Genomic DNA, 15,035 nt, shown 5'->3' with positions numbered 1-15,035 from the left:
GCGGGCGGCTCAGCCGCCAGGCCCCGCCGGGGGGTCGACGTACTCGACCTCGACGCCGCGGTGCGTGCGGAGGACGGTGCGCCCCGGCCGACGGTCGACGACGTAGTCGGGCCCGATGGGCACCTTGCCCATCCCGCCGGGCGTATCCACGATCAGCTTCGGCAGCGCGATGCCGGTGAGCCGGCCCTGGAGCTGATCCATGAGGGAGACGCCGGTCGCGAGCGGCGTGCGCAGGTGCGCCGTGCCGCGCACGGGGTCCATCTGGAGCAGGTAATAGGGGCGCACCCGCCAGCGCACGAGACCCCGGAAGAGCGTGGCCAGCGTCGTCGCGTCGTCGTTGATGCCGCGCAGCAGCACGGTCTGGTTCATGACGGGGAAGCCGTGATCCGCGAGGCGCTTGCACGCGCGCTCGGCGGCGGGCGTGAGCTCCTTCGGGTGGTTGAAGTGCGTCATCACCCAGAGCGGGTGATACGGCTTGAGCGCGCGCACGAGCTCTGCGGTGATCCGCTGCGGCAGCGTGACCGGCACGCGCGTGGCGATCCGGATCGTCTCCACGCTCTGGATCTGCCGCAGCCGAGCGATGAGCCGCACGACGCGGTCCGTCGAGACGGCGAGGGGATCGCCGCCGCTCACGATGACATCGCGCACTTCCGGGTGCGCCTCGAGGTACGCCATCGCCGGCGCGAGGCGCTCGAGCGCCACCGCGCCGCCGCCGTCGCCGACCATGCGTGATCGGGTGCAGAAGCGGCAGTAGACGGCGCAGCGGTCGGTCGCGAGGAGCAGCGCGCGATCCGGGTACCGCTGCACGAGGTGGGGGGCGACCTCGTGCGCGACCTCGCCGAGGGGGTCGACCAGATCGCCTGGCACCTCGGCGGCCTCGTCGGCGAGCGGCACGCACTGCCGCCGGATCGGGCACGCCGGATCGCCGCTGTCGCAGAGGCTCAGGTAATAGGGGGTGACGCGGATGGGCAGCCCCGCCTTTTCGGCGCGCCTGGCGCCATCGAGCTCCTCCGGCGTCAGCGACAGCGCCCCGTGGAGCTCATCGGCGCTCGAGAGAGCGTGACGCAGCTGCCATGTCCAGTCGCTCTTCCGCGTCTTCACGCGGGCTGGTCGCGCTCCCTGCTGCGCGCTCGCGGCGAGCGGCCCCGGTCGCTCCGGCAGCGCGACGGCGCGGGCGTTCGCGCTTTCCTCGCCGGGTCGCCGGGCGAGCCGCGCGGCGGCGACGAGCTCGCTACTTGCCCGCATCGCTCGACGGCGCCGCGACAGCGCCGGACCGCTCCGGCTGTGGCGTGCGGGGCTTCGCGGGATCGGGCTGCGCCGCGCTCCCGGTCTCCATGAGCTGCTCCGGCAGCTTGACCGAGGAGAGCGCCGCATCGTTGATCTCGACGGGGAACTTCTTCCGCAGCTCGTTCTCGAGAGCGCGCTCCTGGTCCTGCATCTTCTGCTGCATGAGCGCGACCCGGATCGAGCGTTCGGCCTCCGCGAACTCGCGCCGGTGCCCGCTGGTGAGCCCGTTCAGGCGGACGATGAAGAACCGTCCGTCGGCCTCGACGACCTCCTCGCCGACCGCACCCACGCCGCCGATGCGAAAGGCGGCCGCGCGGACCGGCTCTGGGACGCGGGGGTGGGCGCCGCGCGGATCGCCGGGCGGGCTGACGATGCCGAGCTCTCCGGCGAGATCGAGCGGCGAGGCCGTGCTCTTGTCCTTCGGCGCCGTGAGCGAGTGCTTGAGGAAGAGCTCACCCCACGCGCTGCTGCTCCCGGCCTTCTGCGCCTCCTTGAGGACCTTCTCCCCGAGCGCTCGGTCGCCGACGACGATGGCGGCGACGCGCCTGCGCTCGGGCTCGCTGAACTTGTCGGCGTTCGCCTCGTAGTACGCGCGCACCTCGGACGCGGGGATGTCGGCCGGCGCGGGCAGGCCCTTTCGCGCCCGGGCGATCATCGCCTCGCGGAGGATCTGCCGGATCGTGTCCTCGACCGCGGGGTCCTTGTCGAGGCCTCGGCGCCGGGCTTCCAGCGCGAGCAGCTCCGCGTCGATGAGCTCGCTGAGCAGCTCGCGGCGCCGTTCCTTCGTCTGGTACCGGAGCCGATCGAACTGGTCCATTCGCTCCAGCGTCCTGCCGAAGTCGCCCAGCGTGATCACCCTGTCCCCGACCTTCGCGAGCACGCGCGCCGACTGCTCGGCGGTGAGGCCGAAGACCGGATCCCCCGCGTCCGAGGGGACGTGGAGGGCGGGCTCATCGCAGCCCGCGACGAGCGCGACGAGCGAGATGGCGAGCAGGGGTCGGCGCACCGGAGCTCGGGTCATTGCTGGCTCGGGGTCTAGCACGGTTTCCGCGTGGCTCGAGGTCGCAGCGCCTCGTTCGGGCTGGCGCGTCGGCGGACGCCTCGGCTCGTCGCGCGCCCTGATCGCTCGAACGCGCGCTCAGTCGACGATCGTGCCGATCTCTTCGCCCCTGCAGACGCGGAGGATGTTGCCGCGGGTCATGAGCTTGAACACCCGGATGGGCATCTTGTTCTCGCGGCAGAGCGTGACCGCCGTCGAGTCCATGACCCCGATCCTGTCGGCGAGGAAGCGGTCGTAGCTCAGGTGCGCGAACATCTGCGCGCCTTCGTGGCGCACGGGATCGCGGTCGTAGATGCCTTCGACCTTGGTCGCCTTGAACAGCGCCTGCGCCTGGATCTCCATGGCCCGCAGCGCTGCCGCGGTATCGGTCGAGAAGAACGGGTTGCCCGTGCCCGCGGCGAAGATGACGATGCTGCCCTTCTCCAGGTGCCGCATCGCCCTGCGGCGGATGTACGGCTCGGCGACCTGCCGGATCTCGATCGCGGTCATCACGCGCGTCGGCACGCCCGTCTTCTCGAGCGCGTCCTGGAGGGCGAGCGCGTTGATGACGGTGGCGAGCATGCCCATGTAGTCGCTCTGGGAGCGGTCCATCCCCGCGCTCGCGCCCTTCAGCCCGCGGAAGATGTTGCCGCCGCCCACGACGACCCCGATCTGCACCCCCATCCGCTGGAGCTCGGCGACCTCGCCGGCCACGTGGTGGAGCGTCTCGGGACGAATGCCGAACCCCCCTTCCTCGCCGCAGAGCGCTTCGCCGCTCAGCTTGAGCACGATGCGGCGGTACTTCAGCCCGGGGGCCGGACGAGGGGGAGGGGGAAGGAGAGAATCCTGGTCAGCGGCCACGGTGCGACCTCGTAGCCGGGACCTGCGTGGAGGGCAACGAACAACGTGAACCATCGCTCGGGCGAAGCGGCAGCGCGCGCCGCAAAGGAGGAAGAGCGGGAGGCAGAACCAGAGGCAGCAGAGCAAGCACAGGAAGCAGAGAAAGCAGAGGAAACAGAGGCAACAGAGCAGGAAGACCCGCCGGGGCGGCATGTACCTTGCGCTTGCCGGGGCGGGGAGCTAGTCTCGGCCCCCCTATGGCGCGTGTGACTGTGGAAGACTGCCTCGAGCGCGAGGAAAACCGTTTTGCTCTCGTCGTGCTCGCGGCCAACCGGACGCGGCAGCTCATGAAGGGCGTGGACGCTCTCGTGAAGACGAAGAACAAGCCTGCCGTGACCAGCCTCCGAGAGATCGCGGCGGGCAAGGTGCACTTCCACCGGAGCTCCCACGAGGTCGTATCCGAGTGGCTCCAGCAGATGAACGCTGGCGGCCAGCGCTGATGCCGCATCGGATGAGCGCGCGTCCGGTGATGCGCGCCTCCCTAGGGGCTCCGTTTCGCAGCTCGCTCCCTTGACCGTGCCAGCGCTGCGCTTGATCTGTTGCCTCGCATGAGCGGGACGGCCACGAGGCGGCCGGCGCGCGTTTCGGGCTCCGGCCAGCGTCGCGATCCGGAGCTCGAAGCAGGGACGTCGGCCCACTACGAGGATCCGGCGTACTACGCGAAGACGTACGCGCGCCGTAAGGATGACGTCCGCTACTACGTCGACCTCGCCGTTGCGTCTGCGGGGCCGGTGCTCGAGTACGGCTGCGGTAACGGGCGGATCACGCTGCCTGTCGCGAGGGCGGGGGTCCAGATCACCGGCGTGGACCTGTCGGCGCCGATGCTCGGCGATCTGCGCGTGCAGCTTGGACGCGAGCCGCGCGGTGTCTCCTCTCGCGTGAGCCTACGGCGGGGCGACATGCGGGCGCTGCGGCTAGGGCGCCGCTTTCCGCTCGTGATCTGCCCGTTCAACGCCTTCTTGCACCTGTACACGCGCGTGGATGTGGAGCGGTTCCTCGCGCGAGCGCGCGAGCATCTGACGCCGAAGGGCGAGCTCGTCTTCGACGTTTCCATGCCCGAGCCGGCAGAGCTCGCGCGAGATCCGGATCGCGCCTATGCCACGCCGCGGTTCCGGTACCCCACGAAGGATGGCCCTGGCGAGTTCGTCCGGTACACGGAGCGGTTCGACTACGACAAGGTCCGGCAGATCCTGTTCGTCTCCATGGAGTTCTCGCCCGTCGACGGCGGCGAGCGCTGGATGACGCCGCTAGCCCATCGTCAGTTCTACCCGCAGGAGCTCGAAGCCTTGCTCCACTACAACGGCTTCGAGCTCACGGAGCTCCGCAGCGATTTCTCCGCGGAGCCGCCCGACAACCAGACGAGCATGCTGCTCTATCATTGCCGGCCACGCCGTTCTGCCAGGGCTCGCCGCCCTGGACATGACGGGGGCCGCTGAAGGGGCGCGGCACCGGCGCGCGAACGCCCGGCGCCTGCTGCGCTTCGCGCCGCCCTGCGGCATCAGGCCATACGCGACGTGTCCGCGCACGAGCGCGCGTGTGCCCCTCGGTCCTGCCGCACCGAGCGTGCGCCAGGTGCCGCCGTTGCCTGGAGTCTCAGACCCCGATGTAGAGGCGGTGGGCGAAGTTGCGCTCGAGCTTGGCGCGCAGCACCTTCTCGGCCGCTGTCTCGATATCGTACTCGACGCGCTTGAACTCGAAGCGCTTCGTGTCGCTGTCGTAGACCGTGTAGCTCGCGCGGTTGTCGTAGTCCCGCGGCTGTCCCACCGAGCCGACGCTCACGATGTACTTGCGACCCTGCTCAAGCTGGAAATCCACCGCAGGGAGCTCCTCGACGCTGTTCGGTGTGAGCGCGAACACCTTGCAGAGGTGGGAGTGGCCGATCAGCGTGATGTGACCGAGCTCGTTCCACATCGGGAGGCACTCGCGCGCCTGCTCGGGGGCGAAGATGTACTCGAACTCTTCGAGCCGGACGGGCGAGCCATGGCAGAGGTCGACGTTGATGTCCGTCAACTTCTCCTGGTACGTGAGGCTCCGGAGCCAGGCCGCGTTCTCGGAGGACAGCATCGCTGCGTGGGTGTCCAGCGCCTGCCGGGCGGCCTCGTAGTAATACGAGTAATCCATCCGACCCGCGACGGCCGCGTCGTGGTTGCCGAGGATCGTCTTCTTGGCCACCTTGCGGACGAGATCGGCGCACTCGTTCGGCGAGCCGCCGTAGCCGACCGTATCCCCGAGGCAGTAGTAAACGTCGATACGTTCGTGGCGGTAGGACTCGAGCACAGCGCTGAGCGCCTCGTAGTTGGCGTGCGTATCGCTGAAAATCCCGAGTCTCATTTCGACGCGAGGGCGGAGCTTAGCACGAAGGCCTCGACTTCCGTTAGGAATTCAAACCTGGATCCACAGATGGGCCGGTAGGACCGGCACCGAGCTTTGTCGGCTCGTTGGCGTTGTGTCGGCTGGCTCGTCGGTTCCTTTGGCTCCGGCGGCTCCGCTAGCTCCGGCGGTTCCATCGGGTCCGTCAGTTCCATCAGTTCCATCAGTTCCGTCGGTCTCGTCAGCTTTGTTGGCTCCGATGGAGCGTGCTTCCGCTGCGCCCGGGGATCTGCAGAGGACGGTCGAGGGCCGGACACGGTCCTTGCGGAGCTTGCCGAGGCGCTCCCAGCACGACCACGTTGACGAGCGGCCACCCGCACCGGAGAAGAATAGCGTGGAGCCCATGAATACCAAACAGAACGGTGCAGGGACGTCTCCGATTTCTGCGGAGCAGCCGGCCGAGTCTGCGCTGTCCGCTGCAGCTGTCGAACCTGTCGCGCCGCCGCCGTCCAACGTGGAGGATCTCGCCGATGGGTGCGTGCGGTTTGTGGAGCGCGCCCTCGGCGTACGGCTTGACTATCGGCCGGAGACCTTGCCCCTGCTCGACCACTACCTCGAGCAGGCGCGTGGTGCGACGTCGGAGCGGGTCGAAGCGTTGCCGATGATCGCGCACATGGCAGGCGCATACTTCGGCGAGGTGATCCGGCGCCGGCACGCGTCGTGGTGGCGCCTGGATGGCGAAGACCCGACCTACTGGCAGGTGCAGTTCGGCTCGGTTTACCTCGCGTTCAGCCCCGTCCTCTTCGTGCGCGAGGCGCTCACGCGCGGACATCGAGCCGACGCCGTGCTGGACCTTGCAGAGGACTCCCTGAGCGGCGATCCGGCGGCGCTCGAGCTGGAGGAAGGCGATCGCGAGGCGGTCGCGGCCAGGCTCGCGGAGCTGCCGTCGGTCTCGGAAAACGAGTACTACGCCCCCTCGACGCGGCTCGAGGTGATCGACATCGCCGTGGACGCGATCCGTTCGCGTCGGCTCGAGGCCGGCGAGGATACCGACGCCGCGCTCGAGCCGGGCGACTACGAGCGCGGCGGCGGCTGACGCGGGGATCGCGGCGCGCGGGCGCCCACGCTCGCTCGGCGGCGCCGCGTGGACGTGCTCCGGAAGCGGCGACCGGTGGTATCGTCGCTTCCGTGTTGTGGGTCCTCTTCGGGCTGTTGTTCCTCATCTCGTGGGCGGCGTGCTTCACGTTCGACCTGCCCACCGCGATCCCGATCGCGACGAGCGTCGTCATCGCGCTCGCCGCGATCGCGCTCTTCGTGTACCGCCGGATCAACGCGCGCCGCGCCGCGTCTGCGCTTGAGCGGGCCATCGTCCGGCAGGGAGCGCAGCAGGCGCTCAACGCTCGGCCCGAGCGCCGCGCCGAGATCCAGGAGCTCCAGCGGCAGGTCCAGGGCGGCATCAGCGCCCTGAAGAGCTCGAAGCTCGGCAAGGGGAAGGAGCACGGCAACGCCGCGCTCTACTCGCTACCCTGGTACGTCATCATCGGCCCGCCCGGGGCGGGGAAGACGACGGCGTTGAAGCACTCGGGCCTCGTCTTCCCGTACGCGCACCCGAGCAACGGCGGCGGCGTGCGCGGCGTCGGTGGCACCCGCAACTGCGACTGGTGGTTCACCAACGAGGCGATCCTCCTCGACACCGCGGGGCGCTACACGACGGAGCAGGACGACCACGAGGAGTGGATCGCGTTCCTGCAGATGCTCCTCAAGCACCGCGCTCGCCGCCCGCTCAACGGCATCCTGGTCGCCGTGAGCGTGGCGGATCTCATCGACGCGAGCGAGCAGCAAGTCGAGCTGATGGGGAAGAAGCTCCGGGCGCGCATCGACGAGGTGATGACGCAGCTCCACATGGTGCTGCCCGTCTACCTCCTGTTCACGAAATGCGACCTCATCGCGGGCTTCTCGGAGTTCTTCGGCGACATGCGCAAGAGCGACCGCGCGCAGGCGTGGGGAGCGACGCTCAAGCTGAGCGCGGACAAGGCGAACCCAGGGAGGCTCTTCGACGCCGAGTTCGACGCCTTGGCGAAGCAGATCCACGGCCGCTCGCTGAAGCGGCTCGTGATGGAGCGCAGCCGCGAGGCGCGCGAGCGCGTCTACCAGTTCCCGCTCGAGTTCTCGGGTATCCGGCGGAACCTCTCCGATCTGGTCTCGACCGTCTTCATGGTCAACGCGTTCCAGGGGACGCCCATCTTTCGCGGCTTCTACTTCACGAGCGGCACGCAGGAGGGCAGGCCGCTCGACCGGGTCCTCCAGCGCATGGGCCAGGCGATGGGGATCCGCACGCACGAGGCCGCGGCGCAGCAGAACGTGGAGTCGAAGAGCTACTTCCTCCACGACGTCTTCATGAACGTCGTCTTCCCGGACGGGGACATCGCCGCGAGGAGCGCGAGCGAGATCCGGCGTCAGCGGCTCGTTCGCGGCGCGATCAGCGCGGCGGCCGCGGCGCTCGGGGTCATCCTCGCGATCCCCAGCGTGGTGTCGTTCGCCAACAACCGCGCGTTCCTGCGCGACGTGGAGGCGGACGCGCGCACCGTCAGCGCGCTCCGATGGGAGGACACGCGACCCCTCTCGGAGAAGCTCGCCGCGCTGCGGCCTGCGCTGGATCGGCTGAAGGAGATCGACAAGGCGCGCGAGGAGGGGCCGCCGGACGGGAAGGGGTGGACGATGTTCCAGGGCGAGACGGTGTACCCGCCGCTCGTGCACGTCTACGTCGCCAGCCTCCAGAACGGCTTCGTGATCCCGTGCAAGCAGCGGCTCGAGGATCGCCTCAAGCTCGCGAAGGGCGACCACTACCTCCGCGAGCGGAACGACCTCAAGCTGTACCTGATGCTGAGCGACGTCGAGCACCTCGACGTTCCGTGGGCGAAGGACAGGTTCACCTCGCTCTGGGCCGAGGTGCTGCGGGCGACCTCGAACCTCACCGAGAGCGAGCTGAAGAAGCAGCTCGAACGGCACGTCGAGTACTACCTGACGCTCATCAAGGAGAAGCGGGTCACGCCGATCGCGCGCAAGGAGGATCTGGTCGCGAGCGTGCGCGCGACGCTCCAGGCCGTGCCACCGCGGAAGCGGTACTACGACTTCTTCGTCAACGCGATCATCGAGGAGAAGTACGACGAGACGGGTGACAACAGCCGCGCCAACCGCAAGTACCCTCCGCACACGCTCGGCGACATGTTCGCCGACCGCCCCGCCGTGCTGAAGATCATCGGCAGCAAGCTGTACGCGAAGGAGAAGCGCTGGAAGGAGGTGGACGGTCCGTACACCGAGAGGGGGCACTTCGCGGTGCTCGAGAGGCTCGAGAGCGGCGCCGGCAGCTTGATGGCTGAGCGGTGGGTCGTGGACCTCGCGCCCGGCGAGGAAGCCTCGATCAACAAGAACCTGGACGGCCTCGCGGCCGACTACGACGTCAGCTACATCGCGCAGTGGACCGACTGGATGGCGGACCTCACCGTGCGGCTCCCGGCCAACCTGAAGGAGGCGAAGGAGACGTACCAGGCGCTCACCCAGGCGGATTACCCCTACCTCCGTATCATCCGCGCTCTCGAGGACAACACGCAGTGGAAGCGGGATCGCAGCGCGATCGAGGACTCGGCCCTGGCCAAGCGGGGGAAGGAGTACCTCGATCGAAAGATCGAGCAGAAGACGAGGCTGAAGGTCCCCGTCAACGTGAAGCTCATAAGAAACCGGCCGAGCTCGGTGCCGGATGAGTTCAAGCGGACCGTCGAGTTCGGCGTGCCGGCCGCGCCGAGCGGCTCGGCGCCGATCACGGACACGCCCCTGGCGAGGTACATCTCGTTGCTCAGCGCTCTTCGCGACGAGATCCAGCGCCTCGAGGATCTGAACCCCAACGTCGACGCGCGCCTCATGGCCGATCGGTTGGTCGAGGCGACGCGACAGGCCGACGCGCTCCTCCAGCCCTTCGACGAGCGGGCCAAGACGCTGCTCCGGCCGCTGTTGCTCACCCCGATGCAGGTGGTGGCGGCGCGGCTGCCGCCGCTCGCCGCGGTGTCTCGCTTTCCCGCGGCGGCGCCTGCTGCGGGCTCGCGCTGAGCCACGCGGTGCGGTTCAGATCTCGATGCGGATCTCGTCGCGGCCTGGTTGCACCGCGCCGGTCGCTGGATCGAGCGTGAGCACCATCTCGATCGCATCCTCGCCGTTGTCGCTGTAGTACCGAGGGCGTACCCCCATCGCGGTGAAGCCGAGCTTCCGGTAGAGCCGGATCGCTGCCCGGTTCGAGCGGCGCACCTCGAGCAGGATCAGCCGCACTTGCTGCTGCTGCGCATACTCGAGCGATCGATTCATCAACGCCGTCGCGAGCCCGCGCCGCCGCGCGGCCGGGCAGGTGGCCACGTTCAGCACGTGGAGCTCGTCGGCGACGTGCCACGCGATGAGGAAGGCGAGCGCGCGCCGCTCTTCGCGCGCGACCCAGCAGCGCGTCCAGGGGCGGCGCAGCTCTTCTCGCGCGGAGAATTGCGGGACGTCGAAGGCCGCGGACGCGACGGCGTCGATCTCGTCGAGCGCAGCCTCGTCCGCAGCGTCGGCCGTCAGCTGGCTCAGCGAGGCCGAGGGCCTCGTCGCGTCGCGCTTCACCTCGCCACCTCCGTGGGACAGCCGGAGACGATCTGGACTTGCCCCACGCGCCCGCTCTTGAGCTTCGTGCAGGCTTCCCCGAGGAGCTCGACGACCGCGGGCGACTTCCAGCGCCAGCCGTTCTCCGGGTCGTAGGCGACCAGCTCGTCGTCCAGGTAGACGTTCGTCTGTCCCGCCTCGGGAGGCGGGTCGACCAGGTCGAACTCGCAGGAGACGACGATGCTGGCGATCTTCGAGAGGACGTTCCCCAGCGTGTCGAGGTTGTCCACCTTGAAGTAGAACGGGCTCACGAACTGCGCCGTGCCGCCGGCGAGCGCCATCTGGTCGAGGACATCGCCGTAGAACTCGCTCCCCGGGATGCCGACGACGTAGACCTCGATCCCGCTCGCCGCGAGCCGCTCGATCGCGGCGACCGTATCGTCGCGATCGAGGCACCCTTCGGGGCCCGAGGGGCCCAAGGGCGAGCAGCAGTTCTCCTCGGGGTCGGGGCACTGCTGTTCGATGTTGGCGATGCACCCGTCGGCCTCGCATATCGCCGAGCTGTTGCAGTTCGGACCGCCGTCGGTCGCGAGCACGACGATTGTCTTGCCGGGGAGCTCGACGAGCTTCGGCGTCAGCGCCGCGAGGGTCGCCGCGGTAGGCGTGCCGCCGAGGGGCGTGGCCCGCGTCGCCGCGCGGAACCGCGATGTCGTCGTGGAGCCCTCCTGTCCCTCTGCGAAGGGAGCCCCCGGGGTGACAGCGAAGACCTCGCCGCCCGGCCTGCACGGCGCCTCGTCGGTCGCGTCCAGGGGGAACACGGCGGCGCCGACGTTGATCAGCGGGCCCAGGTTGCGCACGAGGTCGACCGCGGCATCATGGACCCGGTCGTATCGGGTCGCGTTCGAGCTCGAGGAGGCGGGGCTGAGCATGCTGCCCGACGCATCGAGGACGAAGTAGATGTTCGGCGCTTCGGTGATCTCGACCTGGTGGATCCGGTTGCCGCAGAGCCCTCCCGCATCTGCGGCCGGTGGTCCGCTCGGCTCTTCGGTGTCCGGATCGAACCCGCCTTCCGGCTCCTGCGCCTCCTGACCGGCGCCGCTGCGCGGACGCTGCTTCGTGACCTCGTCCTCGCATGCGGTCATCGCCGCGCCGCCGAGCGCGAGCGCGGCTCCGATGCAGAGGACCATGCCGCAGGCGCCGGCTCGCTGCTTCACGGCCGTCTTCATGGCGAGCAGCGTATCACGCCCGTTCGAGCCGGCAGCGCCAGCGCGGGCGCCGCCGCGCGCGTTCAGGGCTCGCGGTAGAACCTGGGCACGCGGCGCGAGATGCTGGTCAGCACCTCCCAGGCGATCGTCCCCGTGAGCCCCGCGATCTCTTCAGCGCTGATCGTGCCGCGCCCGAGCGGCCCATCCTGCGTTCCGAGGAACACCACCTCATCGCCCAGGCGTGCTCCCGGTACATCCGTCACGTCGAGCATCGTGAGATCCATCGACACGGCGCCCGCGATCGGCGCGCGTTGACCGCGCACGAGGGCGGCCCCGCGGTTCGAGAGCTGGCGGCTCAGGCCGTCGGCGTACCCCATCGGCACGGTCGCCACGACGCTCTCCCGGGAAGCTTGCCAGGTGTGGCCGTAGCCGATCCTGTCGCCCTTCGCGATCGTGCGCAGCGCGACGATCTCGCTGCGCACCCGGATGACCGGCTTGAGGTCGGGCGCGAGCCCCGCGCACGGCGATATTCCGAAGAGCGCGACCCCCGGACGGACGATGTCGAGCAGCGCCGCAGGGAGGCGCAGCATCGCCGCGCTGTTCGAGGCGTGCCGCACCCGCGGCGTGAGGCCGAAGCTCTTCGCTCGCTGCTCGATCTCCCCGAAGAGGCGCATCTGCTCGATCGTCACGCCGAGATCGTCGGCGTCCGCGCAGGCGAGGTGGGTCATGAGCCCGTCGAGCTTCACCTCCGGGTGCTTGGCGAGCGTCGCGAGCACCGCCTCGATCTCCGAGATCGCGGCCCCGAGCCGTCCCATGCCGGTGTCGACCTTGAGATGGACGCCCACGCGACCGCGCTGCTCGAGCCGCACCACGCTCGCGAGGCGCTCGATCTGGCCAGCGTCGTAGACGACGGGCACGAGATCGCGCGCGATGATCTCCTCGAACCCGTCGCGCCGCGGGCCGTAGTAGCCGCCCATGACGAGGATGGGCAGCCGGATGCCGGCGTCTCGCAGCTCGATGGCCTCCTCGAGCAACGCGACGCACAGGCCGGGGATCCCTGCGCGCTCGAGCGTCCGTGCGACCGCCGGCGCGCCGTGGCCGTACGCATCGGCCTTGAGCACCCCCCAGATTTGCGGCTTCGTCGCGCCGGTCAACCCGCGCTCGAGGACGCGCAGGTTGTGCCGCAGATGCGCGAGGTTCACCTCGGCGCGGGTCGGCCGCACGGCGTCCGCGGGCGCCGCTCGCCGTGGCCGCAGCACCCGCATGGGGCCTGCGCTCGCACCGAGCCCATCGAGGGGCGACGCCGTGCCGTTGCGATCAGGAGTCGTGCTGCTGAGCTCTTTGGGCGCGTGCGAAGCGGACATCGTGTACGCCGATAGCTCTACGCTCGATCGCGGGTCAAGATTCCAGGCCATCTTGGTGTGACAAGGTGAGGCATCTGCGCGGAGAGCAGACGACGTCGATCAGAAGCAGCGACGCATGCACCGCGTGTACTTGCCGGAGCATCCTTTTTCGCAGGCGGCGGATTTGCAGTCGTCCTGGCATTCCTTCCAGTCCGTCTGGCACGACGCGCTGCACTTCGCTCCCGGCGGCGCAACCTCCTCCGCGGTGTTCGACGCCGAGGCCGCAGCGCCGCCGTCGTTCGCGTCTGGGTCTGCATGGGCCTCTTCCGTTGCCGCCGGCGCGGCCACGTCGGCGGTCAGGAGCCTGGGCGGCGGAGCGAGCGCGCTGGTCGGCTCAGGCACGGCAGGGGCTCGGCTGCTCGGCGGAGTCCACTCGCCTTCGTCAAAATCACTGGCATGGCTGAGCTGCCTGGCCCGCAGCGTGGCGTACTCCACACGGTCGCGCGTCTGGCCGAACGTACAGAACTGAAGCCACTCGTCCCAGCACGCGCGCCGCAGGGTCGGCTTGACGTCGGCCAGCGAGTCAAGCGCCATGCAGTGTTCGAAGCGTACGTCCCCCTCGTAGACCGCGTTGATGCTCGCGCCGCATGCGGTCACCGAGGCGGCGGCTAGGCAGAGGAGGGTCCTGAACCGCACGTCGTGGAACACCGATAGCAGAAAAGCTCGGCCCTGGTGCCAGGGCCTGTCCTATCCGCCGCGGGAACCTGCCGGTCGCCCGGTCGAGGTGCTCTCCGGTTGAACTTTGGCCTGTGATGCCGTACGTTGCCGCCCCTTCGCACCGGCGGCGGCGGCACGACGCCTCCGCGCCGGGCGCCTCAACGGAGCCTGTTCATGTTCCTCATGCTGTCGAAAGGTCCTCGGAAGACCACGCGCTCCAAGTCGAAGCGCCACCGGTCCAAGCTGAAGGCGAAGAACCGCAACCGGCGCAACCGCATCTATCAGCGCACCTGATCGTTGCACCGAGCGCGAGCGAGTCCACGGGCTCGCTCGCTGCGCGTTCTTCGATCCAATCTCTGGGGCCGGCCCTTGGAACCTAGGGGCCGCCCTTCTTCAGCTCGGTCAGCACCAGCTTGGCGACCGCCTTGAGCGTGTCGAACACCCCGACGCCGGTCCGCGCGACCCCCTCGAAATCGGGGACGTTCGTCGGGTTCAGCAGCGAGCGGAGCTCCTCGACGGTGCCGATCTCCGGCAGGTCTCGCTTGTTGTACTGGATGACGTACGGGATCTTGTCCAGCGAGTAGCCCTGCTCTGCCAGGTTCGTGCGGAGGTTCTCCACCGACTCCTGGTTCGCCTCGATGCGGCCGAGCTGCGAGTCTGCCACGAAGACCACGCCGTCGACGCCTTTCAGGATGAGCTTGCGGCTCGCGTCGTAGAAGACCTGCCCCGGCACCGTGTACAGGTGGAACCGCGTCTTGAAGCCGCGGATCTCGCCCAGCGCGAGCGGGAGGAAGTCGAAGAAGAGTGTCCGGTCGGTCTCCGTGGCGAGGGAGATCATCTTCCCCTTCGCGTCCGGGTTGGTGCGCTCATAGATGTACTGCAGGTTCGTCGTCTTGCCGCAGAGACCCGGGCCGTAATAGACGATCTTGCAGTTGATCTCGCGCGCCATGTAATTGATGAAGCTCATCGACCGCGCTCCTAGTCGTTGAAGAGGTTGTCGATGTCCTCGTCGGTGATCTCGGCGAACGGCGAGTCGGCGCCCGGCTCCTGCACCTTCTTGAGCAGCGCTTCGAAGATGTGGTTGAGCTCCTCGCTCGCCTTTCGCACCCGGAGCCTCACCAACCCGAGGCTCGACTTTGAGTCGAAGATCACCACGAGGATGACGCGGTTCCCGACCAGCTGGATGTGGATGTTCGCCTTTTCACCCTCGTGGAACTGAGTGGCGAACTCGTTCTCCTTGAGGAGCTTCGCCATCCCGCCCGTGGCGGCGATGTTCCCCGCCGTCAGCGAGGCGAGCGACGTGGTGTCGAGGTTGTCGACGTCTCCGCTCGCGGCGATCAGTTGCCCGTTTTTGTCAACGATGAAGACGACCTTCGCATTGGCGTCCTTGACGAGGCGATCCACCACGCTCTGGATCTGATTGAATTCCTCCTCGTACATCACCATCTGAGGGTTGACCATCGTTCCTCCGCCAGCGCTCTCGCGATGGGGCCCTGGGCATTGCGGGCTCTGTCGCCCTTGTCATCACCGGGCGCCGCACGTGCGGTCCCCGACCATCGTCATCCAACTGGCTTCCCGCTGCGCGGGCTTGCCTTACCACCGGTACCACGT

At 68.8% G+C, this 15,035-nt stretch carries 14 protein-coding genes; 4 read left to right on the top strand and 10 right to left on the bottom strand.

All coding sequences use genetic code 11. From position 1 onward, the window contains the following. Positions 1-9: 9 nt before the first annotated feature. The 3 genes from WME73_RS40375 to pyrH form a co-directional block, all read right to left on the bottom strand. Positions 10-1,101, bottom strand: a complete 1,092-nt coding sequence (locus WME73_RS40375) for a KamA family radical SAM protein (RefSeq protein ID WP_437913062.1) — start codon at positions 1,099-1,101, stop codon at positions 10-12. A gap of 130 nt (positions 1,102-1,231) precedes the next feature. Beyond that, entirely contained in the window at positions 1,232-2,308 is a 1,077-nt protein-coding gene (locus tag WME73_RS40370) for a peptidylprolyl isomerase (RefSeq protein ID WP_437913061.1), read from the bottom strand. A 117-nt stretch (positions 2,309-2,425) separates the two neighbouring features. Next, positions 2,426-3,187 (bottom strand): UMP kinase, encoded by a 762-nt coding sequence (gene pyrH, locus WME73_RS40365; protein ID WP_080599110.1) that lies wholly within the window; start codon positions 3,185-3,187, stop codon positions 2,426-2,428. Positions 3,188-3,423: 236 nt separating this feature from the next. On the opposite strand from pyrH, the gene rpoZ reads away from it, so the two are divergent. Both rpoZ and WME73_RS40355 read left to right on the top strand, forming a co-directional pair. Then, positions 3,424-3,666 carry a DNA-directed RNA polymerase subunit omega gene (gene rpoZ / locus WME73_RS40360; RefSeq protein ID WP_044986749.1) on the top strand — a complete coding sequence of 81 codons (243 nt, stop codon included), beginning with the start codon at positions 3,424-3,426 and terminating at the stop codon, positions 3,664-3,666. 108 nt (positions 3,667-3,774) lie between these two features. After that, the gene (locus WME73_RS40355) at positions 3,775-4,662 is read left to right on the top strand and encodes a class I SAM-dependent methyltransferase (RefSeq protein WP_437913060.1); all 888 of its coding nucleotides are present in this window, start codon (positions 3,775-3,777) and stop codon (positions 4,660-4,662) included. Positions 4,663-4,819: 157 nt separating this feature from the next. Here WME73_RS40355 and WME73_RS40350 read toward each other — a convergent pair whose 3' ends face one another. Next, positions 4,820-5,557 carry a metallophosphoesterase family protein gene (locus WME73_RS40350; RefSeq protein ID WP_012239864.1) on the bottom strand — a complete coding sequence of 246 codons (738 nt, stop codon included), beginning with the start codon at positions 5,555-5,557 and terminating at the stop codon, positions 4,820-4,822. A gap of 493 nt (positions 5,558-6,050) precedes the next feature. Here WME73_RS40350 and WME73_RS40345 point away from each other — a divergent pair, with 493 nt between their 5' ends. Next, positions 6,051-6,632 (top strand): hypothetical protein, encoded by a 582-nt coding sequence (locus WME73_RS40345; protein ID WP_437741580.1) that lies wholly within the window; start codon positions 6,051-6,053, stop codon positions 6,630-6,632. A gap of 92 nt (positions 6,633-6,724) precedes the next feature. Next, positions 6,725-9,640: a type VI secretion system membrane subunit TssM gene (gene tssM / locus WME73_RS40340; RefSeq protein ID WP_437913059.1), complete on the top strand. Its 2,916-nt coding sequence runs from the start codon at positions 6,725-6,727 to the stop codon at positions 9,638-9,640. 15 nt (positions 9,641-9,655) lie between these two features. Here the strand turns inward: tssM and rimI are convergent, their stop codons facing one another. The 6 genes from rimI to WME73_RS40310 form a co-directional block, all read right to left on the bottom strand. Continuing rightward, on the bottom strand, positions 9,656-10,180 hold the full coding sequence (gene rimI, locus WME73_RS40335; RefSeq protein ID WP_437741578.1) for a ribosomal protein S18-alanine N-acetyltransferase: 525 nt from the start codon (positions 10,178-10,180) through the stop codon (positions 9,656-9,658). Then, positions 10,177-11,385 (bottom strand): vWA domain-containing protein, encoded by a 1,209-nt coding sequence (locus WME73_RS40330; RefSeq protein ID WP_437913058.1) that lies wholly within the window; start codon positions 11,383-11,385, stop codon positions 10,177-10,179. Before WME73_RS40330 ends, rimI begins: the two co-directional genes overlap by 4 nt. A 62-nt stretch (positions 11,386-11,447) precedes the next feature. Continuing rightward, positions 11,448-12,728 carry an alanine racemase gene (alr, locus tag WME73_RS40325; RefSeq protein WP_437913057.1) on the bottom strand — a complete coding sequence of 427 codons (1,281 nt, stop codon included), beginning with the start codon at positions 12,726-12,728 and terminating at the stop codon, positions 11,448-11,450. Positions 12,729-12,827: 99 nt separating this feature from the next. Next, the gene (locus tag WME73_RS40320; RefSeq protein ID WP_437913056.1) at positions 12,828-13,403 is read right to left on the bottom strand and encodes a hypothetical protein; all 576 of its coding nucleotides are present in this window, start codon (positions 13,401-13,403) and stop codon (positions 12,828-12,830) included. Between the two features lie 397 nt (positions 13,404-13,800). Beyond that, the gene (locus tag WME73_RS40315; protein WP_012239857.1) at positions 13,801-14,391 is read right to left on the bottom strand and encodes a GTP-binding protein; all 591 of its coding nucleotides are present in this window, start codon (positions 14,389-14,391) and stop codon (positions 13,801-13,803) included. Between the two features lie 11 nt (positions 14,392-14,402). Continuing rightward, complete coding sequence (locus WME73_RS40310) at positions 14,403-14,885, bottom strand: roadblock/LC7 domain-containing protein (RefSeq protein ID WP_012239856.1); 483 nt, start codon at positions 14,883-14,885, stop codon at positions 14,403-14,405. Positions 14,886-15,035: the final 150 nt, after the last annotated feature.

Source organism: Sorangium sp. So ce302 (assembly GCF_051530145.1).
Taxonomy (GTDB): Bacteria; Myxococcota_A; Polyangia; order Polyangiales; family Polyangiaceae; genus Sorangium; species Sorangium cellulosum_B.
Note: the sequence above shows the minus strand (reverse complement) of the source record. Positions and strands in the feature narration are given on the sequence as shown.